The sequence below is a fragment of the Streptococcus cristatus genome, from assembly GCF_003943815.1.
Classification (GTDB): Bacteria; Bacillota; Bacilli; order Lactobacillales; family Streptococcaceae; genus Streptococcus; species Streptococcus cristatus_F.
In genome coordinates this window covers 18,150-39,159 of the sequence record NZ_RJNA01000003.1, presented here as the reverse complement: position 1 = coordinate 39,159, position 21,010 = coordinate 18,150, and the positions used below count along the sequence as shown (strand labels likewise).

Here is a 21,010-nt window from a genome sequence, read left to right as displayed (position 1 = left end):
TTAAGTATATCATATTCTGGTCGAAATTCAAAAAAATCGTTTAATAGAAGTTTGAAAAAACGCACGGTAGCCTTAAATCAGCTGGCTTTCCTCAATACCGACATCAGCGAGGATTTGAGCCACTTGGTCAAACTTCAAGCGAAAATGTTCCAGCTTGTGGCCGTCTGATCCCACTGAAAAGCGCTGACCACCAAGCTCCTTGACAAGACCAAGAGCGTAGATATAGAGATCTTCATGACCGTAGAGATACATAGACTTGCAGTTGAGTTCAAAGGCCAGATCATGATCAATCATCTTTTGAAAAAGCTGTCGCAGCTGCGATTCAAAAGTTTTCAACTCTTCTACAGTAAGCTCGAATTTGCGGAAACCGTAGTCGAAATGCGCTAGAACATCTGCTGGAACAGCCTCGATAGCCTCTTCTAGCTCTCTCAGATAGCGGGGAATCAGCTCCATCTTGTCCAGCTGCAAGACAGGCTCCTCCAGATAGTCAAAACTACCATTATGATGAACAGATAAGAGCTTGATGTCGTATTCCTTGTCGGCTAGGAAAGCTAAAATATCGTCCTTACGCGGAGCATAATAGCCAATTTCAATGCCCTTTTTGATGCGGTTGCCATATTGCTGGTTCAGCTCTGCTATTTTTGCCGAATAGGCCGCATAGTCAGGCACATCATCATGGGGCGAGGAAGCTTGGTAAGGGTAAGGATTGGACAAATCATAATGCTCCGTGGTGACAATCTCGCCCTCATAATGGTCCAGATAGTCAGAAAAATCCGCCTCAGAATCATAGGAAAAATAAGTATGAAGATGATTGTCGCGCATGCTCATCCGCCTTTCTGCTAATCTTATGTCCTTTAATAATGTCAATAGTTGGTCGAACTTTGTTTAGGTTTTACTACAGTTCTGACTTTTTAAGTTACCCTTATTCTGTGCTCTAGCTTTTCGACAGAAGGCATTTTATTTCAAAAATCCTCCTAGACCTTTACCTTTCTTTCAGCATGGCACTGGATAGGTCTAGCAGCTGCAGCGCTGTTTCAAAGTGCTCTCCCATCAGGTCATAAACAGCATCTTCGCTCAGAACACCGCAGGCCACATCCTCAGGAAAATCTGGTCGATTGGAAAATTCCAAATCGTCAAAGAAAACTTGGCTGGTGTAATAATCTCGGAGCTGGATATAATGCTTCTGGCTGGCCTCCAGCTCAGCCAAAGCTGATTGAGCTGCAGCCAGCGTCTGAGCGTATTTATTCAAATGCTCTTCCATTTCTTGGATTCGTTTCAGTTGGGACAATATCTCTACTCCTTCTTTAATCAAACTATCGTGTCAGTAAGAAAATCTTCTTCCTAATATACCCGAAAGGCAGTACAAAAGAGCTTTCTCAATAAAATTTTACAAACTTTCGTACAAATCTGCCATAGCAGTGTCATCTGGAACCAAACGCAGGTACTTACCAGCCTGTATTTTCGCTTCTTCCACACGCCCTAATTCGCGCAAGAGATAAACATATTCTTCCAAAAATTCAGGATTTTCCTGCAAGTCAACTGCCAGTTCCTGATACAGCTCCTCAGCTTTTTCCAGATTTTCCAAGGCTTGATAAGCACGCGCCAGATTCCAGCGAGTCAAGACATTGTCTAGCTCTTGTTCCTCAAAAGCTAAGACCTCGTCGTAGCGTTCCTGCTCCAGATAGAGATTGGTCAGGCGTAGAGCAATTTCCTCCAAATCATCTGCATTTTCCTGAGCTGCCAGCAAGTAGTTTTCAGATTTTTCCACATCATGCAGTTCGTAAGATAGTTGGGAAGCAAGGAGCAGAAGGCGAGTCTCGAAAGGATTTTTGGTCAAGCCTTGCTCTGCCATTGCCAAAGCTTCCTCAGTCTTATGCTCCGCATGGAGAGACTGCGCATAGGCATACTCATAGCCTTCAAAATCTGGCGAAATCGTATCCAGCTGCTTGAAGTACAAATTAGCTTTTTGGTACTCCTCTTGCTCATATAAGATAGCTGCCAATTCATAGACCGTCTCTTCATCGTATTCCAGCTCCACAGCCTTTTCCAAAAATTCTATGGCTGCTTCGATTTTCCCCAGACTGGCATAGCAAAGGCCGATACGCTGATAGGTAGATACGCCTGTCTGCTCGTAGATAGAGCGATTATCTAGCTGGGCATATTCCTTGATGGCCTGGACAAAATTTTCCAATTCAAATTCAATTTCTGCCAAACCAAAAGTCACCAAAGGTTCGTCCGATAGTTTGGTAGCTTCCAGCAATTTCTCCCGCGCCACATCTGGCAATCCCTCTAGCTGATAGAGGTCAGCCTTGGCCAAGAGAGCTGCCACATACCATTCACTTTCTGAGTCAATTTCCTCTAAATAGGCAAAAGCTTCTTCCAAGTCACCATCGTCAGCAGCAATCGTTGCCAGACTGATATAGGATTCCGGAAAGAGCGGAGCCAATTTTTCATAAATTCGCTTGGCTTGAGGGAAAAAGCCGATACTTTCTAAGTAATCGGCTAATTCTAACAACTCTTGATCGGTATCTTGGCTCAAAGCCTCTTCAAAATACTTTTCAGCCTGCCCTAAATCTTGATTTTGCAGGGCTGTTAACATTTGTTCACTCTTACTCACTGCCTTCTCCTAATTCTTGAACACTTTCTTCATACAAACCGCTGACCTTCTTGTACCACTTAAAGAGCGCTGTGATGGCAACCTTGGCTGATGCATAAGCTGGAATTCCCAGCAAGACACCCCAGATACCAAACATGGCTCCTGAAGTCAGCAAAACAAATAAAATTGTAATCGGATGGATGCTTAATTGGCTTCCCAAAATCAGCGGAGACACGAAGCGCCCCTCAATAGTCTGCTCCACAATAAAGACGATAATGACTTTCAACAGCATGATCGGACCAGCAATCAATCCAAGAACCAAAGCCGGCAACATAGCAAGGAAGCTTCCCAAATAAGGCACCAAGTTCAAAACTCCTGCCACAACCGCTAGAGTCACACCGTACCGCAAGCCGATGATCTTGAAAAAAATCATAAACATAAAGGCCACAATAATCGCTACGGTCACCTGACCACGAACATAATTGGCCAACTGGGTATTCACATCTGTCATGACCTGACCAAATGACTCGCGGAATTTCGTTGGCAAGAACTGAACCACATAGCCTTTGAGATTTTTCCCGTCGCGCAGCAAATAGAAAAGAATAAAAGGCATGATGATAATAGCCACAATGATTTGTGAAGCCGTACTAATCAAATTGCTGGCCCAATTGACTGCCTTAGATGAAAAATTACTAGCCCATGAAGTGATCTGAGTCGAAAGCTTATTCGTAACTTGCTCGATTTGTGGCTTCAAATCGTCTGAAATATGATTGGTCAAAAGATCATCAATCATTTTATTGGCTTGCTTGAGATAGGCGGGAACATTTTTTGAAAAACTCACTACCTGATGCTGCAAGTTAGGAATAGCAACCGCCAAGCCCCACACAATCAAGATACCAATTAAGACAAAGACAATTGTAATTCCAGTCACACGGTTAATCTTGTGCTTCTCCATCAGATCGACAATGGGATTAAGCAGATAGTAAAGCAGGCCAGCCAAAATCACAGGCAGCATGATCACACCAATAAACTCAATCACCGGTGTAAAAATAAAACTAATTTTACTGAGAATAAAAATGTTCAAACCGATGAGCAAAGTCACCAAAAATACGGTAATGGCCTTATTATCCAAGAACCATCTAAAAAACCAGGATAAACTAAAATCTTTTTCTTTATGTTCCATATTCAACTCCTTTGGATATTCCATTTCATTGTACCATTTTTCAAAAAAAAATTCTTCAAGCAACCATGATGAAATGCCTCATTTATTGGACTTTTTCACCGATTGAAGTTAAAGTCCTGTTTTCTCTATTCATTCTTCGAAAATAAAGAAAAATGAGGCTGGGACAAAAGTCCTAGCCTCTCAATTGTCTTTGGATTGTCGATCAAGACGCAGTGGTTGAGTGGGCTCTACTACGCTGATTTCATCAGCTTTCACAGCCCTACTCAACTGTGCGGAGGTGGGACGACGAAATCGAATTCTAACGAATTACCGATTTCTGTCCCACTCTCATTTGTTTTTTCACTATGGATGGCTGACAATTAGTTGCAAGTCGCCAGACAAGATCCATTCTGTAACATCGCTCGGTAGAATGAAATGAGAGCCTTTTTCGATTGGATACACTAATCCATCTACTGTCAACTCGCCAGCACCTTCCAAAACGCTGAACAGGCTGTAATCTACTGTCTTTTTAAATTCAACAGAACCAGCAATGTCCCACTTGTAAACAGCAAAGAAGTCATTAGCCACCAAAAGAGTAGAGGTCAAATCGTCTGCCTGAATGGTAACGGGACGGCTATTGGCTGGCTCACCGATAGTCAGAACGTCAATCGATTGCTCCAAATGCAACTCACGAAGATTGCCAGCATCGTCCTTACGATCAAAGTCATAGACCCGATAAGTTGTGTCGCTAGACTGCTGAGTCTCTAAAATCAGAATGCCTGAGCCAATAGCATGCATGGTGCCACTTGGCACATAAAAGAAGTCACCAGCCTTGACCGGAATTTTGGTCAAAAGATGATCCCAGTCCTTGCTCTCGATTTGCTGACGCAACTCTTCCTTGCTCTGGGCATTGTGACCGTAGATAATCTCTGCCCCTTCGTCTGCAGCGATGACATACCAGCATTCTGTCTTGCCAAGCTCTCCTTCGTGCTCTAATCCATAGGCATCATCTGGATGGACTTGAACGCTGAGCCAGTCATTGGCATCTAAAATCTTCGTCAAAAGCGGAAAGACTGGCTCGGGGCGATTGCCAAAAAGCTCTCGGTGCTCGGCATAGAGAACATCTAGCTTCTGACCTGCAAAGCGTCCATTCTTGACGGTTGAAACACCATTCGGATGAGCCGAAATTGCCCAATACTCGCCCACATGGTCGCTGGGGATTTCATAGCCAAAAACATCACGCAGCTTAGTGCCGCCCCAAATTTTCTCCTGCATCACAGACTCTAGAAATAACGGTTCTGACATAATAGTCTCCTTACATATTTTTCATCATCCAAAATCAGGCAATCCTTGATGATAAAAGTTTGGTACTGCTTACATTATAATATAGACTCGGGCACTTTGTCTACTCCTCAACTTACTTTACAAAGAAAAATCTGGCTCTCGCCAGACATTTATAATAAAAAGATTAAAGCTCCCCAGCAAATTCCGCAAAGGTATCCTATCACTACATCCTTTGGATAGTGCACTCCGCCAATCACGCGCACTAGAGCCAGCCCTGCTGAAAGCAAGAGGCAGATAAGCCCCGGCAGCCAGAAAAAGTAGAGCAGGCACATAGAAATCACTGTCGCCGAAAAGACATGGCGGCTGGGCATGGACTTGCCTGATGTATCCTTGGCCAGCAAGGGTTGAATAGCCCATTTCTCGTAAGGGCGTGCTTGATTCAGTCGTTTACGAATAGCTGACAAGAGACCAAATCCGATAGCTGGAAGGAGAAAAAAAGCAAGCAGCCCTTTCCAACCTTCTGTCAGAAAGGCATCAATCAAGACCAATCCATACACCAGCGGCATAAAAACAGTCATCCCCCTATTAAAATAGGTCATTCCTTTCACTATCCTAGGACAACTGCGAAAGGGAGCCGTTAATTGTTGATAAAAAATCGCGTAGTCTTTCATGCTTGCTTACCCTGCTTTTCAAAAAGTCGAATTCTCATACTTTCTCTACTATAGCATATTTCTAGATAAGATGGTAGATGGATACAAAAGAGACTGAGACCCAAGCCCCAATCTCTAATTGTTCATGTTTTCTCAGGAGTATTATTTCTCCAAGTTCCAGATTTCCTTGGCATATTGCTCAATGGTATCGTCTGAGGTGAACTTGTCAGATGTAGCGATGTTGATCAAGCTCATGCGGGCCCATTTTTCTTTGTCACGATAGAGAGCATCAATCTTCTCTTGAGCTTCTACATAGGAATGGAAATCTTCCAAGAGGAAGTATTCGTCATTATGGGTGATAAGGGCTTCGTAGATTTCAGATCCTTCTTCGCGGACGTTTGGAATGGTGCCGTTGACAAAGGTATCGACCACTCGGCGAATATCTGGATTGCTTTCATAGACACCGCGTGAGTAATAATCGTGGCGGGCATAGTGCTCATAAACTTGGTCCTTGTCCAGCCCGAAGATGACAATGTTGTCGTCACCGACCTCGTCCTTGATTTCGATATTGGCTCCGTCCAGAGTGGCTAGGGTAATGGCACCTGTCATCATGAACTTCATGTTGGAAGTACCCGAAGCTTCCTTGGAAGCCAGAGAAATCTGCTCAGATACATCTGCCGCAGGAATGATGAGCTCAGCCAGGCTGACACGGTAGTTTTCTAGAAAAACAACCTTGAGCTTGCCTTGCAGGCTTTCATCCTTGTTGACCAGATTGGCTACTTCATTAATCAGTTTGATAACCGACTTAGCAAAGTGGTAGCCTGGAGCGGCCTTGGCACCGAAGATAAAGACGCGTGGCACCATATCCTTGTCAGGATTGTCCTTGAGGTCCCAATAGAGCTTGATGATATGAAGCAGGTTGAGCAGCTGACGCTTGTAGGCGTGGAGCCGTTTGACCTGTACATCAAAGATGGCTTCTGTAGAAACTTCCACTCCTGTTGATTCCTTGATGAAGTCAGCCAGACGGGCCTTGGCTTCTTGCTTCACTCGGTAGAAATCAGCCAACACTTGCTGATTGTCTTGAAATTCCAAAAGCTTGCGCAGCTCGTGAATATCACTTCTCCAGCCCTTGCCAATCAGCTTATCAATCTTAGCTGACAGAGGCTGGTCCGCAATCTGCAGCCAGCGGCGCTGGATAATCCCATTGGTTTTGTTATTAAACTTCTCTGGATAAATACTGTAGAAATCACGCAAGGTGTCTTCTTTGAGCAGTTCTGTGTGGAGTTTGGCCACACCATTGATTGAATGACCACCGATGATAGCCAAGTGAGCCATGTGGACTTGATTGTCCTTGACAATCCGAGTGCTTTCGATGACTTGCGGATCAAGTCCACGTCCAGCCATTTCAGCCACATAGCGGTTGTCGATTTCTAGGATGATTTGATAAACCCGTGGCAGAACATTCTTGAAGAGCTCCGCATCCCATTTTTCCAAGGCTTCTGACAAAATGGTGTGGTTGGTGTAGCTCATAGTTTTTACCGTCGCATTCCAAGCATCTGCCCACTCGAGACCATAATCATCCAGCAAAAGGCGCATAAACTCAGCTGGCGCGACTGCTGGGTGGGTATCGTTGATATGGACAGAGACCTTCTCATGAATATCCTTGAGCGGTCGACCTTGCTTGAGGTAAGACTTGATAATAGTCTGCAAACCCGCACTGGTCATGAAGTATTCCTGAATCAGGCGCAGTTCTTTTCCTTCGTAACTAAAATCGTCTGGATAGAGAATGGCAGTGATATCTTGCACCCGTCGACGGGCTTCAATGGTTGGATAGTCCAACTCATATTCTTCTGGGATTTCAACATCCCATAGACGGAGATTGTTGATATTGTCATTGCCAAAGCCAATCTGCGGCACATCGTAAGGAACGGCCCGCAGTGTTTTAGAATGCTCATAAACCGGCACAATGCGGCCTTCTTCATTGGCACGCAAGTAGACATTACCAAAGATTTTAACATCCACAATGCCGTGATCCTTACGGGTTTCCCAGACATTGCCCAGACTGCCAAACCAATCGTCTGGAATTTCCACCTGATAGCCATCTACGATTCTCTGCTTGAAAAGACCGTAGCGATAGCGAATTCCATTTCCAAATCCTGGATAGCCCGTTGTAGCTAGCGAGTCCATAAAGGCTGCGGCCAAGCGGCCAAGGCCTCCATTTCCCAGCGCCATATCGTGCTCAGCATTTTTTACATCCTCAAAGTCAACTCCTAACTCAGCAAAGCTTTCCTTGACCGTGTCGAGAATACCTAAATTGAGTAGGTTAGTTTCCAGCATACGTCCCGGCAGAAACTCAATTGAGAAATAATAGGCTGTCTTTTGCTGCTGTTCTACGAGTTTATTGCGGCGCTCCAGCCACAGTGGCGTGATATATTTACGAATAGTACTAGCGAGGGCTTGAAAAAGCTCGGCAGGCGTAGCATCCGCAATCTTAATCAGCTGTCGTTCGTGCAAAGTATCCTTGAAATCTCGGATAAACTGTTCTTTATTTAATTCCATTTTTACCAATCAACTTCCTTTCTTTTAGGGAAAAGCATCCGTCTGGATAAGATGTCAACATGAGAAAGACCACTTACCCGACAAATCCTCTCTTGTCAGAAACAAGAGAGGATTGCTGTTCTAATGCAATATTCTAGAGCAGTGACTCATATAAATCACTATATGCTCGACTGGCTGTATCCCAAGAGAAATCTCTTTCCATCGCCTGTATTTGCAGACTATGCCAAGCTTCTTGGTCATGCCAGTAAAGATTGAGGGCTTCTTTGAATGTCCATGTTAGCCAATAACCAGAGAAGTTATTGAAGCTAAAGCCTGTTCCCTGCCCATCATAGACGTTGAAAGGTTCAACCGTATCTCGCAGGCCACCAACCTCGTGAACCAGTGGCAGTGTACCGTAACGCATGGACATCATCTGCGACAGACCGCAAGGTTCAAAGCGGCTCGGCATAAGGAAAATATCACTGGCTGCATAGATCTCCTGAGCCAAAGTAACATCAAAAAGAATGTTAGCGGATAGTTTTTCAGGATAAGCCTGGCCAAACCAAGCGAAGGCCCGTTCAAATGCAGGGTCACCTGTTCCAAGTAGCACAATTTGCACATCTTCCTGAAGCAGATTATGTAACTCTTCCACCACCAAATCAAAACCTTTTTGACGTGTCAATCGAGAGACGATACCAACGACAGGAACATCATCCCGAACTGGCAAGCCTACTTTTGCTTGAAGAGCTCGTTTATTTTCCAATTTCCCAGTCAAATCATCTTTGTTAAAGTGGTAAGCCAGCAATTTATCGGTTTCTGGATTGTAGATATCTGTATCGATACCATTGACAATGCCGACCAGCTTGCCTGACTCCATCCGAAGAATCTGATCCAGACCGCAACCAAACTCAGCTGTCCGAATTTCGTTGGCATAGCTCGGTGAAACAGTTGTCACGCGATCCGCATAGAGAATGCCCGCTTTCATCCAGTTGAGGCAGTCATTCCAACGGAGAGTGCCATCCGCATAACGTTCATAGCCGACACCAAAGAGTTCCCAAAGCATACTATCCGGAAATTGTCCCTGAAACTCTAAGTTGTGAATCGTCAGCACTGTCTTGATGTTATTATAGGCCTGAATCCAGCGGTATTTTTCCTTGACCAAGAAAGGAATCATAGCTGTATGGTAATCGTGCGCATGGAGAACATCTGGAATAAAGTCAATGCGCTCCATCAGTTCGATTGCTGCTAATTGGAAGTAGGCAAAACGTTCGCCGTCATCAAAATCACCATAGACATGTCCACGGAAGAAATAATGCTGATTATCGATAAAGTAGAAGTTGACACCTTCCAACTCAATCTTTTTGACACCGACATACTCCCGACGCCAGCCGACACTGACTTCAAAAGAGAAGAGGTTTTCAACTTGATCACCAAATTTAGCATCCGTCATATCATAATAGGGCAGAATGACTCCAACCTCATGACCAGCTTTGACCAAGGATTTGGGGAGAGCGCCGATAACGTCTCCCAAGCCACCCGTCTTGGAAAAAGGTGCCCCTTCTGCTGCTACAAATAAAATTTTCATGAAACGATGTCCTCTGTAACTTTTTGACCTTTCTTCAGTACAACTGGATGTTCAGCTGTCCCTCGAACGACAACTCCTTCAGCAATCTCAACGCCCTTGTCCACAATTGCATATTCTACCACTGCATTTTTTCCAACGACAACGCGCGGGAAGAGGAGACTGTCTTTGACACTGCTACCCGCTAAAATTCTTGTATTCCGCGAAATAACAGAATTTACAACTTCACCTTCTACAATACTACCTGAGGCAAACTGAGAACGATTTACTTTTGATCCTGTTGCATAGTAAGTCGGCTCTTCATTTTTCACCTTTGTATAAATCTTGTGATTTGGCGAGAAGAGAGAGTAAAATTTCTGCCGATCAAGCATATCTTTATTGGCCTTATAGTATGATTCAACAGAGTAAATATTTGCCAGATAGCCTGTGTACTCGTAAGCAAAAGCTCCAACTTCAGCTGCCAAGTCCCGAAGAACATAGCGCAGTTTTTGTGGGAATTCTTTTTGGGCTTCTTCTTCCAATTTTTCAATCAACCAAGGCGTATCTACTACAAAAATATCTGTAGACATATTGAAGAGCTCGCCCTCGTCTCTATCACTATGCAGTTTATGTCCTAGGACATGGTCTGTTTCACTGACTTGCAGAACTGCATTCACATCTGAAATGTCCTTAGATGGCAATTTCTTGTAAACCACTGTCATCGGTTGCTGGGTTGTGTTATGTAAGTGGAAGACCTGATTTAGGTCAATGTTGATCAACACATCACAGTTCAGGGCTACAGTTTGGTTAGAGCCTGAGCGCTTCAGATAAGTCAGTAACTGTTCATAATATTCCTTACCAACTGTGCTGCTTTCTACACGAGTATTGTAAATACCTAGATAGTAGTGGCTCAAAAGTGTAGACAAGCCCCACTCACGACCTGAACGAATATGGTCAAATACAGAGCTGATATTGTCTTGCTGGAAGATACCAAAGACGCTACGAACACCAGCATTAGCAAGACTAGAAAGTGGGAAGTCAATCAAGCGGTATTTCCCACCAAATGGCAAACTGGCAACTGGACGATGTTCTGTTAAGGTTGACATGTCGTGGAAACCGACCGTATTTCCTAAAATCGCTGAATATTTATCAATCTTCATCTGTTGGTACCCCCACTTTTTCATTATATCCGACTACTTGCACTTCATCTGTTCCGTCAATCTCTACACCATCAGAAATAACAGCGCCCTCACCAATGATCGCACGTTTAATCTTAGCTCCCTGACCGATAATAGCGCCACTCATAATGACAGAATCAATAACTTCTGCACCCTCACGAACTTGAGCGCCTGTTGAAAGAATAGAATGCTTAACAGTTCCATCCACAAAACAGCCGTCAACTACCAAAGAATCTTCAACATGAGCATTTGCACCAAGGTAGTTGGGTGGTGAAATCAAGTTGCGTGAGTAAATTTTCCACTGACGATCACGACTGTCTAAAGCATTTTCTGGACTAATGTATTCCATATTAGCTTCCCAAAGTGACTCAATCGTACCAACGTCTTTCCAGTAGCCGTTAAATTCATAAGCATAAACACTTTCGCCAGATTCAAGATAGTTAGGGATAACATTCTTACCAAAGTCGGACATATCTACATTGCTCTTTTCAGCAGCAATCAACATATTGCGGAGACGTTGCCAGTCAAAGATATAGATTCCCATAGAAGCCTTGGTAGATTTAGGATTTTCTGGTTTTTCTTCAAATTCAACGATCCGATTGTTAGCGTCGGTATTCATGATACCAAAACGGCTGGCCTCCTTGAGAGGTACATCCAAGACTGCAACCGTCAAACTAGCGCTGTTATCCTTATGGGATTGGAGCATATCATCATAGTCCATCTTGTAGATATGGTCACCAGATAGGATTAAGACATATTCAGGATTGATGCTGTCGATATAGTCAATATTTTGGAAAATAGCGTGGCTAGTTCCCTCAAACCAACGATTTCCTTCACTGGCAGAGTAAGGCTGAAGAATGGATACACCTGTGTTGATACCATCCAAGCCCCAGCTTGAACCGTTCCCGATGTGACTGTTCAAAGCAAGTGGTTGGTACTGGGTAATCACACCGACATTATTAATCCCAGAGTTGGCACAGTTTGACAGCGCGAAATCAATAATACGATAACGACCACCAAACTGTACTGCTGGTTTTGCAATACTTTGTGTGAGCTTTCCAAGACGAGTTCCTTGCCCACCGGCAAGAATCAAAGCTAGCATTTCATTCTTCATATCCTACTCCTTTGTGGAATCTTTTTTAGCATTTTTACGAACATTCACACGACGCTTGATTTTCCAAATACTTGCTCCCAAAGCTGGTAGCGTAAAGGTCAAGGTCTGCGGATAATCTTTCCATAGTCCCTCTTGAGACTGAACTGTTTCGTTGTGTTCTTTCCAAACACCTCCCCATTTCTCTAATTCAGTATTCCATACTTCTTCATAAACGGCTGCCACTGGCACACCAATGGTAAAGTTTTTGCGCTCTACTGGCACCATGTTGAATACACAGACCAGCATATCTCCTTTTTCCGTCTTACGGATAAAGGAAAGGACGCTCTGATCGGTATTGTCGGCATCAATGATTTCGATGCCATCGTAGCTAAGATCAATCTCCCAAAGCGGACGATTATCTCGATAAAAGGCGTTGAGGGCCGAAGTGAAGCTCTGCATCTGCTTGTTCATCTGATCGTCCAGATTTGACCATTCCAGCTGCTCTTCTGACTTCCACTCTAGGAATTGACCAAATTCTGAACCCATAAAGAGCAATTTCTTGCCTGGATGGCAGATTTGATAGGTCAAGAGGTTGCGGAGACCAGCAAATTGATTATAGCGGTCACCCCACATCTTATGCATCATGCTCTTCTTACCGTGAACAACTTCGTCGTGAGAGAAAGGCAAGAGGAAATTTTCAGAAAAAGCATACATAAAGCTGAAGGTCACCAGATTAAAATCGTACTTGCGGTAAATCGGATCTTCTTCGTAGAACCGGAGAATATCGTTCATCCAGCCCATATTCCACTTGAAGTCAAAGCCCAAACCGCCCATTTCTCTCATACCCGTAATCTTGGTTTCGGACGAGCTCTCTTCAGCAATCATCATGACATCTGGATGAGCTAATTTGATAACCGTATTGAGGCGTTGCAGGAAGTAATAACCTTCATAGTTGCGATTACCGCCGTCCTTGTTTGGCTGCCAAGGACCACTATCGTAGTCTAGATAGAGCATGTTGCTAACTGCATCCACACGAACCCCATCTAGATGATAGAAATCAATCCAGAACTTGATACTAGAAATCAAGAAAGATTGCACTTCATTTTTTCCTAGATCAAAATTCAAGGCACCCCAGCCATAGTTATGAGCTCGGTCATGATCCTGGTACTCAAAGGTTGGTGTTCCATCATAGTAGGCCAAGGCATCGTCATTGATGGTAAAGTGACCTGGAACCCAGTCCACAATGACACCAATATTATTCAAGTGACATTCTTCGACAAAGTCTTGAAATTCCTCTGGCGTTCCATAAGTATGTTCAAAGGCAAAGTAGCCCATGAGCTGGTAGCCCCAGCTGAGTCCCAAAGGATGGGCCATGAGCGGCATGAACTCAACGTGCGTGTAGTTCATTTCGACCAGATAAGGAATCAACTCCTCCTTAAGCTGAGCCATAGAATATGGACTGCCGTCAGGATTACGTTTCCAAGATCCAGCATGCACTTCATAGATATTGACCGGTCTTGAGAAAAAGCCCCAACGCTTTCTCCGAGCCAGCCAAAGTCCATCTTGCCACTTCTTTTCTGGAATAGTCCGAACAATAGCTCCCGTACCTGGGCGCTCTTCCAAATAGATAGCCAGCGGATCAATTTTCAAGATTTCCTGACCACTACTGCGTTTGATATTGTACTTGTAAATATCTCCTTCCTTAGGCAAATCCGTGAAGACTTCCCAGACACCGCCTTCATTGCGAGTCATAGGAATCTGCTCTCCATACCAATTGGTGAAATCTCCAATCAGATGCACATTCTGCGCATTTGGAGCCCAAACTCTAAAGGTGTAGCCAGCCTTGCCATCCACCACATCCTGATGCACTCCCAAATAATGCTGCAAATGAAAGTTTTCACCTGTTGTAAAGGTTCTTAATGCTTCTTTTTTGTCCATTTAGTCACCTTTCTATTTGTAAGCGTTTTCTATGTTTCTATTTTACCCCATTTTCTTATATTTTTCAAGTAAATTTCCAAAAACTATCTCAAAAATTTCAAAAGCCCAATTTCTTTACAAGAATGAGTTGCTATATCAAGGTTCTTGTGGAAAATATCTGATAAAATACTGATTTCAAAGAGTTTGAGGCTAATATCTGTACTTAAAAATCAATCCCTGTACTAGGATTCCTAAAATAATTTATCTAGACCAATATGTAAATTTACATTTTAAAATGATAAGCAATCAAAAATATGAGCGCCTACTTATTTTTATATTGTTCGAACACTTGTTAGAATTACAAGTTCATAAAGGTAAGAAAAAAGGCCGCACAAAGCCGCCTTTCTCATTATTTCACATCAAACACGATGGATTTCACTTGTGTCATCGCTTCGATACTGTAACGAATCCCTTGCACTCCGGCTCCAGATCCCTTAACACCAAGGAATGGGAAGTTATCTGGACCACGTTGGGTCTTATTATTGATGTGTACAGTACCCACTTCCAGTTTCTCAGCAATTTCAAATGCTTTCGGGAAATCATTTGTAAAGACTGAAGATTGAAGACCAAATTCTGACTGGTTACAGATCTGGATAGCCTCTTCAACGGAAGTCACACGAATAATCGGAAGAACAGGACCAAATGGCTCTTCCCAAGCTAATTTCATATCTAGTGTCACATGGTCAAACAAGGCAGGCCAGATGAGATTTGCTTCACGTTTGATTTCTGTCAAGGCTGACGCTCCCTTTTCTTGAGCATCTTCAATCAAGCCCCAGATGAAATCTGCTGATGCATGATCAATGACTGGTGTGATATCCGCATTATCAAAGGGATCACCAATCGTCAGTTTCTCTACCTCTGCCTTAATCAGCGCCGCTAATTTATCTGCTACGCTCTCCATGACAATGACACGTTTAATAGCCGTACAGCGCTGACCGGAATAACTGTATGCCCCACCAACAATCTGCTTAGCTGCATGCTCCAAGTCAGCATCTTCCAGCACAACTGCAGCATCCTTACCACCCAATTCTAACATAATTGGACGCATGCCAGCCAACTTACCGATGCGTTCTCCGATTGGAGTCGAACCAGTAAAGTTAATGTAGTTTACTTCCTTATGCTCAATGATGTAATCCCCAATTTCTGAACCACGTCCTGTGATGGTATTGAAAACACCAGCAGGCAGACCAGCCTCAGCAAAAGCCTGAGCCAAGAGCAAACCAGAGATTGAACCTTGAGTAGGTGGCTTAAACATCACAACATTTCCGCCGATAAGGGCAGGAGCAATTTTCGAAGCTGACAGATTAACTGGGTAGTTAAATGGCGCAATGGCCAGTACAACTCCTACAGGCTCACGACGGACCACAGCCAGTTTTTTCTTGCTGGCAGCTTCAAAGCCACCACCTTCCATAACCTGGCCATGAATACGGATGCCCTCTTCAGCCGCATAGCGAATCAAGTCTGCTGTCCGAACAACTTCTCCAATCGCCGCTTTAATACCCTTGGCAACTTCTTTGGCAAGGATTTCGCCAAGCTTCTCCTGATCGCGCTCCAAAATATCCGCGGCCTTATGCAGATAAGCTGCACGTTCGACTGCTGAAAGGGCGCGCCAAGCTGGCAAAGCCGCACGAGCACTCGCCATCGCATAATCAACCTCTGCCTGACTCATGGCAGGAACAGTTCCTAAAATCTCATTATTGATAGGAGATGAGATGGTGATTTCATTTTCAGAAGCTCTCCACTCTCCATTTATATAGTTCTTATATTGTGTCACTTGTCCCCTCCAAAATGTTATTAAGTATCATTTTATCAAATTTTCTGAAAATTTCAACTAAATTTTAGAAATTTAAAGAAATTTTTCACAAATTTCATGAATTATATTCTTTTGCTCATATTAACCCTCTATATTTCTCTCTTTTTTATCAATTCTCACTTTCTACACTAGGTCCACTGGACACTGAAGAAAAGTAAAAAAGACCAGAAAAATTTTCTGATCTTAATTTTCAGATTAATCGAAGTCAAGATATTCTTTTTCAAGTTCAAGAACTTCTTCCATCGTTGCACATTCAGTCAATGCGCGTTGTGCAAGTTCTTCCATCTTCTTCGTATCCAATTTCTTCATGAGGCTACGAGTCCGAAGAACTGAAGTTGCACTCATAGAGAACTCATCCAAGCCCATACCTACAAGGAGTGGCACAGCTGTTTGGTCACCGGCCATTTCTCCACACATACCTGCCCATTTTCCTTCAGCATGAGCTGCCTTGATAACATTGTTGATCAAGCGAAGGATTGATGGGTTGTATGGTTGGTAGAGGTATGAAACTTGTTCGTTCATGCGGTCAGCAGCCATTGTGTATTGGATCAAGTCGTTCGTACCGATAGAGAAGAAATCAACTTCTTTGGCAAATTGATCAGCTAGCATTGCTGCTGCTGGAATTTCAATCATGATACCCACTTGGATATTGTCCGCTACAGCAACGCCTTCCGCTTGCAATTTCGCTTTTTCTTCTTCGTAAACTGCTTTAGCCTTGCGGAATTCTGTCAAGAGAGCAACCATCGGGAACATGATGCGCAATTGTCCATGTACAGAAGCACGCAAGAGGGCGCGGATTTGTGTACGGAACATAGTGTCACCAGTTTCAGAGATAGAAATACGCAATGCACGGAAACCAAGGAATGGGTTCATTTCATGCGGCATATCGAAGTAAGGAAGTTCCTTATCTCCACCGATATCCATTGTACGAACGACAACAGGTTTACCATTCATTCCTTCAAGTACAGCCTTGTATGCTTCGTACTGCTCGTCTTCTGTTGGGAAGTCTTGTGAATCCATGTAAAGGAATTCTGTACGGTAAAGACCTACGGCCTCAGCACCATTTGCATTGACACCTTCAACGTCTTTTGGTGTACCAATGTTAGCAGCGAGTTCAAAGTGTTTGCCATCGGCAGTCACTGTTTGAGCATCTTTCAAGAGAGCCCATTCAGCTTTTTGCTTCGCATAAGCTTCACCAGCTGCTTTGAATTCTGCTGCTTGCTCTTCAGTTGGGTTAATGATTACTTCACCAGTGATACCATTAGCTGCGATGATATCGCCGTCTTTAACGAGTTCAGTAATATTATTTGTTCCCAATACCGCTGCGATTTCAAGCGTACGCGCCATGATTGCAGAGTGGCTTGTTCGTCCACCGATGTTAGTTACAAAAGCTTTAACAAATTTCTTGTCTAATTGAGCTGTATCAGAAGGAGTCAAGTCATGTGCAATCACAACTGATTCTTCATTGATAGAAGCTGGATTTGGTAATTTCTTGCCCAAAAGGTTTGCCAAAACACGTTTCGTCACGTCACGAATGTCTGCCGCACGTTCTTGCATGTATGGATTGTCTTCCATACCTTCAAAAATAGCGATAAACATGTCTGTAACTTCTTTCAGACCAGCTTCCGCATTTACTTTCTTAGTACGGATCGTTTCTTTGATTTGACCAACCATTTCAGGGTCAGCGAGTACCATTAAGTGAGCGTCAAATACTTGAGCCGCTTCCTCACCAAGGCTATCTACTGCTTTCTCACGGATAACAGAAAGCTCGTTCTGTGAAGCTTCAAGAGCTGCATCCAAACGAGCCTCTTCTGCATTCGTATCATCGACTGAAACAGTCTCAAATGACAAATCCGGTTGAACTAATAGATATGCCTTAGCAACAGCAACACCATCAGATGCCGCAATTCCTTTAAGCATTTCTGTCATTTTCTTATGCCAATCCTTCTTTTTCCATTGTTTCTGAGATAGCAGCGATAGCATCATCCGCGTCTGCACCTTCAGCTGAGATTGTAACGTCAGCACCTTGGCCAACACCAAGACTCATAACACCCATGATTGATTTAAGGTTTACTGATTTACCTTTGTACTCAAGAGTGATATCTGAAGCAAATTTGCTAGCTGTTTGTACCAACAATGTTGCTGGACGCGCGTGAATACCTGTTTCTGCCACAATGTGGAAATCTTTAGAAGCCATAGTTAGACTCTCCTTTAAAATAATTCTTTTTGAGTTAAAGTGATAACCCTTACAAGTTGATATTATATCACTTTTTGAAATCTTTTTCAAGAATTTTATAGCCCGCTTACAAAATATTTCGTTAGACTTTGAAAATGAATTCTGTTTTAAAATAGTAGATTCAATCGTCAACTCCCTCTCTTTCCGAAATAGTTTCAAGGCTTTCTTCCTTATAATGAATTCTTCTTGGTCTAGCTTCGCTTAAAGTACAGTAAGCGCTGTGACTCCTTGTGGTTATTTCTCTTTGTTTCGATGTTTTACACACTATATATTGTATCTCAATAGTTGCTATAAGAAAATATCATACAATATTTAGTTCAAAACTGTTGACATCGAATTCGCTTTTAGATATACTAGTTTCAGATTTAAATTTAAGAAAATGAAAGTATAGAGGAATCATCTAATGGTAACTATTTACTCTAAAAACGATTGTGTTCAATGCAAGATGACCAAGCGTTTTCTTGATACCAACAATGTAGAATATCGCGAAATCAACCTTGATGAGCAACCAGAATACATCGACCATGTTAAAAGCCTCGGTTTCAATGCAGCGCCTGTTATTCAAACACCAACTGAAGCATTTTCTGGTTTCCAGCCTGGTAAACTTAAAAAATTATCATAATCTCACCAGTATTTAGAGCTTTGTTGCCGCTCCTATCATTCGTAGGAGCCGTTTATTTTGTAAAAGCAAAAGACATTTTAGAAAAAGGAAAATTATGGGACTCAAACACTTAGAAGATGTGACTTACTTCCGTCTAAATAACGAAATCAACCGTCCAGTCAATGGACAAATCATGCTTCACAAAGACAAAGAAGCCTTGGAAGCCTTCTTTAAAGAAAATGTTGAACCAAACACGATGAAGTTTGCTTCTATTACTGAAAAAATTCAATATTTAATCGAAGAGAACTACTTGGAAAAAGAATTTATCCAACTCTATTCTCCTGAATATATTGAAGAGTTGTCTGCTTTTATCCATGCTCAAGATTTCAAGTTCAAATCTTTCATGGCTGCCTATAAATTCTATAACCAGTATGCACTGAAGACAAATGATGGTGAATACTATCTGGAAAGCATGGAAGATCGGGTGCTCTTTAATGCCCTCTACTTTGCCAACGGAGATGAAGCCATTGCCAAGGATATTGCAAATGAAATCATCCACCAGCGCTATCAACCAGCTACACCAAGCTTCCTCAATGCTGGCCGGGCTCGTCGCGGTGAATTGGTTTCCTGCTTCCTCATCCAAGTAACAGATGATATGAACTCAATTGGCCGCTCCATCAACTCCGCCCTGCAGCTCTCTCGTATCGGAGGCGGGGTCGGTATTTCCCTCAGCAATCTGCGGGAAGCTGGAGCGCCCATCAAAGGTTATGAAGGAGCTGCATCTGGAGTTGTTCCTGTTATGAAACTGTTTGAAGATAGCTTCTCTTACTCTAACCAGCTGGGCCAACGTCAGGGAGCTGGAGTTGTTTACCTCAATGTCTTCCACCCAGATATCATCGCTTTCCTTTCTACCAAGAAAGAAAATGCTGATGAAAAAGTTCGAGTTAAAACTCTCTCGCTCGGTGTTGTCATTCCAGATAAATTCTACGAATTAGCGCGCAAGAATGAAGATATGTATCTCTTCAGCCCTTACTCAATCGAACGTGAATACGGCGTTCCATTTGCCTATATCGACATCACAGAGAAATACGATGAGCTAGTTGCTAATCCTAAAATCACCAAAACCAAGATCAAGGCCCGTGATTTGGAAACAGAAATTTCTAAACTGCAACAAGAGTCTGGCTATCCTTATGTCGTGAATATCGATACAGCTAACCGTGCCAATCCAATCGACGGCAAAATTATCATGAGTAACCTTTGCTCAGAAATCCTGCAAGTTCAAGAGCCTAGCCTCTTGAATGACGCACAAGAGTATCTCCACCTGGGAACAGATGTGTCATGTAACTTGGGATCTACAAACGTTGTCAACATGATGACTTCGCCTGACTTCGGAAAATCCATCCGAACCATGACACGCGCCTTGACCTTTGTCACTGACAGCTCACACATCACAGCTGTGCCTTCTATCGACAACGGTAACAGTCTGGCGCATACCTTTGGTCTGGGAGCTATGGGACTGCACAGCTATTTGGCTCAGCAGTTGATCGATTATGGATCAGCGGAAGCTGTCGAGTTCACTAGCATCTACTTTATGCTCATGAACTACTGGACTTTAGTTGAGTCTAACAATATCGCTCGCGAGCGTGGCGTGACCTTCCATAACTTTGAAAAATCTGACTATGCTAACGGCACTTACTTTGACAAATACCTGACGGGTGAATTTGTACCTAAGTCTGATCGTGTCAAAGAACTTTTCAAAGATATCTTTATCCCATCTGCAGAGGATTGGGCAGAGTTACGCGACAAGGTCAAGGCTGACGGCCTCTACCATCAAAACCGCTTAGCTGTTGCACCAAATGGCTCTATTAGCTACATCAACGATGTTTCTGCTTCAATCCATCCAATCACTCAGCGGATCGAAGAACGTCAGGAAAAGAAAATCGGTAAGATCTACTATCCTGCGGCAGGCTTGTCAACTGAGACTATCCCTTACTACACCAGCGCCTATGACATGGACATGCGCAAGGTAATTGATGTTTATGCCGCTGCAACTGAGCACGTGGACCAAGGACTTTCACTGACTCTCTTTATGCGCAGCGATATTCCTAAAGGCCTCTACGAATGGAAAAAAGAAAGCAAGCAGACAACCCGCGACCTTTCTATCCTGCGTAACTACGCCTTCAACAAGGGAATCAAGTCCATCTACTACGTCCGCACCTTCACTGACGATGGCGGCGAAGTTGGGGCAAATCAGTGTGAAAGCTGTGTGATCTAGTTTTGATTCTAAAATATCAAATTTATAACTTACTTTTAATTAGGAG

General features: G+C 43.3%; 16 protein-coding genes. 2 read left to right on the top strand and 14 right to left on the bottom strand.

Features of this window, described 5'->3' with window-relative positions:
* Window positions 1-72: 72 nt before the first annotated feature.
* The 14 genes from D8872_RS02525 to D8872_RS02455 form a co-directional block, all read right to left on the bottom strand.
* On the bottom strand, window positions 73-822 hold the full coding sequence (locus tag D8872_RS02525; RefSeq protein ID WP_125389824.1) for a PHP domain-containing protein: 750 nt from the start codon (window positions 820-822) through the stop codon (window positions 73-75).
* Between the two features lie 160 nt (window positions 823-982).
* Window positions 983-1,288, bottom strand: coding sequence for a DUF4298 domain-containing protein (locus D8872_RS02520; protein ID WP_125389823.1), 306 nt, complete (start codon window positions 1,286-1,288; stop codon window positions 983-985).
* Window positions 1,289-1,387: 99 nt separating this feature from the next.
* Entirely contained in the window at window positions 1,388-2,617 is a 1,230-nt protein-coding gene (locus tag D8872_RS02515; RefSeq protein ID WP_125389822.1) for a tetratricopeptide repeat protein, read from the bottom strand.
* Complete coding sequence (locus D8872_RS02510) at window positions 2,610-3,779, bottom strand: AI-2E family transporter (RefSeq protein ID WP_125389821.1); 1,170 nt, start codon at window positions 3,777-3,779, stop codon at window positions 2,610-2,612. Before D8872_RS02510 ends, D8872_RS02515 begins: the two co-directional genes overlap by 8 nt.
* Before the next feature lie 342 nt (window positions 3,780-4,121).
* On the bottom strand, window positions 4,122-5,063 hold the full coding sequence (gene manA / locus D8872_RS02500; protein ID WP_125389820.1) for a mannose-6-phosphate isomerase, class I: 942 nt from the start codon (window positions 5,061-5,063) through the stop codon (window positions 4,122-4,124).
* A 149-nt stretch (window positions 5,064-5,212) separates the two neighbouring features.
* Window positions 5,213-5,713 carry a phosphatase PAP2 family protein gene (locus D8872_RS02495; protein WP_125389819.1) on the bottom strand — a complete coding sequence of 167 codons (501 nt, stop codon included), beginning with the start codon at window positions 5,711-5,713 and terminating at the stop codon, window positions 5,213-5,215.
* A gap of 141 nt (window positions 5,714-5,854) precedes the next feature.
* The gene (locus tag D8872_RS02490) at window positions 5,855-8,251 is read right to left on the bottom strand and encodes a glycogen/starch/alpha-glucan phosphorylase (RefSeq protein ID WP_125389818.1); all 2,397 of its coding nucleotides are present in this window, start codon (window positions 8,249-8,251) and stop codon (window positions 5,855-5,857) included.
* 133 nt (window positions 8,252-8,384) lie between these two features.
* The gene (gene glgA / locus D8872_RS02485) at window positions 8,385-9,815 is read right to left on the bottom strand and encodes a glycogen synthase GlgA (RefSeq protein ID WP_125389817.1); all 1,431 of its coding nucleotides are present in this window, start codon (window positions 9,813-9,815) and stop codon (window positions 8,385-8,387) included.
* Window positions 9,812-10,951 (bottom strand): glucose-1-phosphate adenylyltransferase subunit GlgD, encoded by a 1,140-nt coding sequence (gene glgD, locus D8872_RS02480; protein ID WP_125389816.1) that lies wholly within the window; start codon window positions 10,949-10,951, stop codon window positions 9,812-9,814. Before glgD ends, glgA begins: the two co-directional genes overlap by 4 nt.
* Window positions 10,941-12,083 carry a glucose-1-phosphate adenylyltransferase gene (locus D8872_RS02475; protein WP_005589595.1) on the bottom strand — a complete coding sequence of 381 codons (1,143 nt, stop codon included), beginning with the start codon at window positions 12,081-12,083 and terminating at the stop codon, window positions 10,941-10,943. Before D8872_RS02475 ends, glgD begins: the two co-directional genes overlap by 11 nt.
* A gap of 3 nt (window positions 12,084-12,086) precedes the next feature.
* Window positions 12,087-14,000, bottom strand: a complete 1,914-nt coding sequence (glgB, locus tag D8872_RS02470) for a 1,4-alpha-glucan branching protein GlgB (RefSeq protein ID WP_125389815.1) — start codon at window positions 13,998-14,000, stop codon at window positions 12,087-12,089.
* A gap of 388 nt (window positions 14,001-14,388) precedes the next feature.
* On the bottom strand, window positions 14,389-15,813 hold the full coding sequence (locus D8872_RS02465; RefSeq protein ID WP_125389814.1) for an NADP-dependent glyceraldehyde-3-phosphate dehydrogenase: 1,425 nt from the start codon (window positions 15,811-15,813) through the stop codon (window positions 14,389-14,391).
* A gap of 234 nt (window positions 15,814-16,047) precedes the next feature.
* Window positions 16,048-17,781 (bottom strand): phosphoenolpyruvate--protein phosphotransferase, encoded by a 1,734-nt coding sequence (gene ptsP / locus D8872_RS02460; protein ID WP_125389813.1) that lies wholly within the window; start codon window positions 17,779-17,781, stop codon window positions 16,048-16,050.
* Between the two features lie 4 nt (window positions 17,782-17,785).
* A complete protein-coding gene (locus D8872_RS02455) occupies window positions 17,786-18,049 on the bottom strand; it encodes a phosphocarrier protein HPr (RefSeq protein WP_005589589.1) in 264 nt (87 codons plus the stop codon).
* Between the two features lie 442 nt (window positions 18,050-18,491).
* Here D8872_RS02455 and nrdH point away from each other — a divergent pair, with 442 nt between their 5' ends.
* Together nrdH and nrdE are read left to right on the top strand one after the other, a co-directional pair.
* Complete coding sequence (gene nrdH / locus D8872_RS02450) at window positions 18,492-18,710, top strand: glutaredoxin-like protein NrdH (protein ID WP_005589588.1); 219 nt, start codon at window positions 18,492-18,494, stop codon at window positions 18,708-18,710.
* Window positions 18,711-18,804: 94 nt separating this feature from the next.
* Window positions 18,805-20,964 carry a class 1b ribonucleoside-diphosphate reductase subunit alpha gene (nrdE, locus tag D8872_RS02445; protein ID WP_125389812.1) on the top strand — a complete coding sequence of 720 codons (2,160 nt, stop codon included), beginning with the start codon at window positions 18,805-18,807 and terminating at the stop codon, window positions 20,962-20,964.
* Window positions 20,965-21,010: the final 46 nt, after the last annotated feature.

Coding starts and splice junctions, on each gene's coding strand:
- D8872_RS02490 (WP_125389818.1), bottom strand. CDS start 8,251: ATGGAATTAAATAAAGAACAGTTTATCCGAGATTTCAAGGATACTTTG.
- nrdE (WP_125389812.1), top strand. CDS start 18,805: ATGGGACTCAAACACTTAGAAGATGTGACTTACTTCCGTCTAAATAAC.
- glgB (WP_125389815.1), bottom strand. CDS start 14,000: ATGGACAAAAAAGAAGCATTAAGAACCTTTACAACAGGTGAAAACTTT.
- D8872_RS02455 (WP_005589589.1), bottom strand. CDS start 18,049: ATGGCTTCTAAAGATTTCCACATTGTGGCAGAAACAGGTATTCACGCG.
- glgA (WP_125389817.1), bottom strand. CDS start 9,815: ATGAAAATTTTATTTGTAGCAGCAGAAGGGGCACCTTTTTCCAAGACG.
- manA (WP_125389820.1), bottom strand. CDS start 5,063: ATGTCAGAACCGTTATTTCTAGAGTCTGTGATGCAGGAGAAAATTTGG.
- D8872_RS02510 (WP_125389821.1), bottom strand. CDS start 3,779: ATGGAACATAAAGAAAAAGATTTTAGTTTATCCTGGTTTTTTAGATGG.
- D8872_RS02495 (WP_125389819.1), bottom strand. CDS start 5,713: ATGAAAGACTACGCGATTTTTTATCAACAATTAACGGCTCCCTTTCGC.
- ptsP (WP_125389813.1), bottom strand. CDS start 17,781: ATGACAGAAATGCTTAAAGGAATTGCGGCATCTGATGGTGTTGCTGTT.
- D8872_RS02475 (WP_005589595.1), bottom strand. CDS start 12,083: ATGAAGAATGAAATGCTAGCTTTGATTCTTGCCGGTGGGCAAGGAACT.
- D8872_RS02525 (WP_125389824.1), bottom strand. CDS start 822: ATGCGCGACAATCATCTTCATACTTATTTTTCCTATGATTCTGAGGCG.
- nrdH (WP_005589588.1), top strand. CDS start 18,492: ATGGTAACTATTTACTCTAAAAACGATTGTGTTCAATGCAAGATGACC.
- glgD (WP_125389816.1), bottom strand. CDS start 10,951: ATGAAGATTGATAAATATTCAGCGATTTTAGGAAATACGGTCGGTTTC.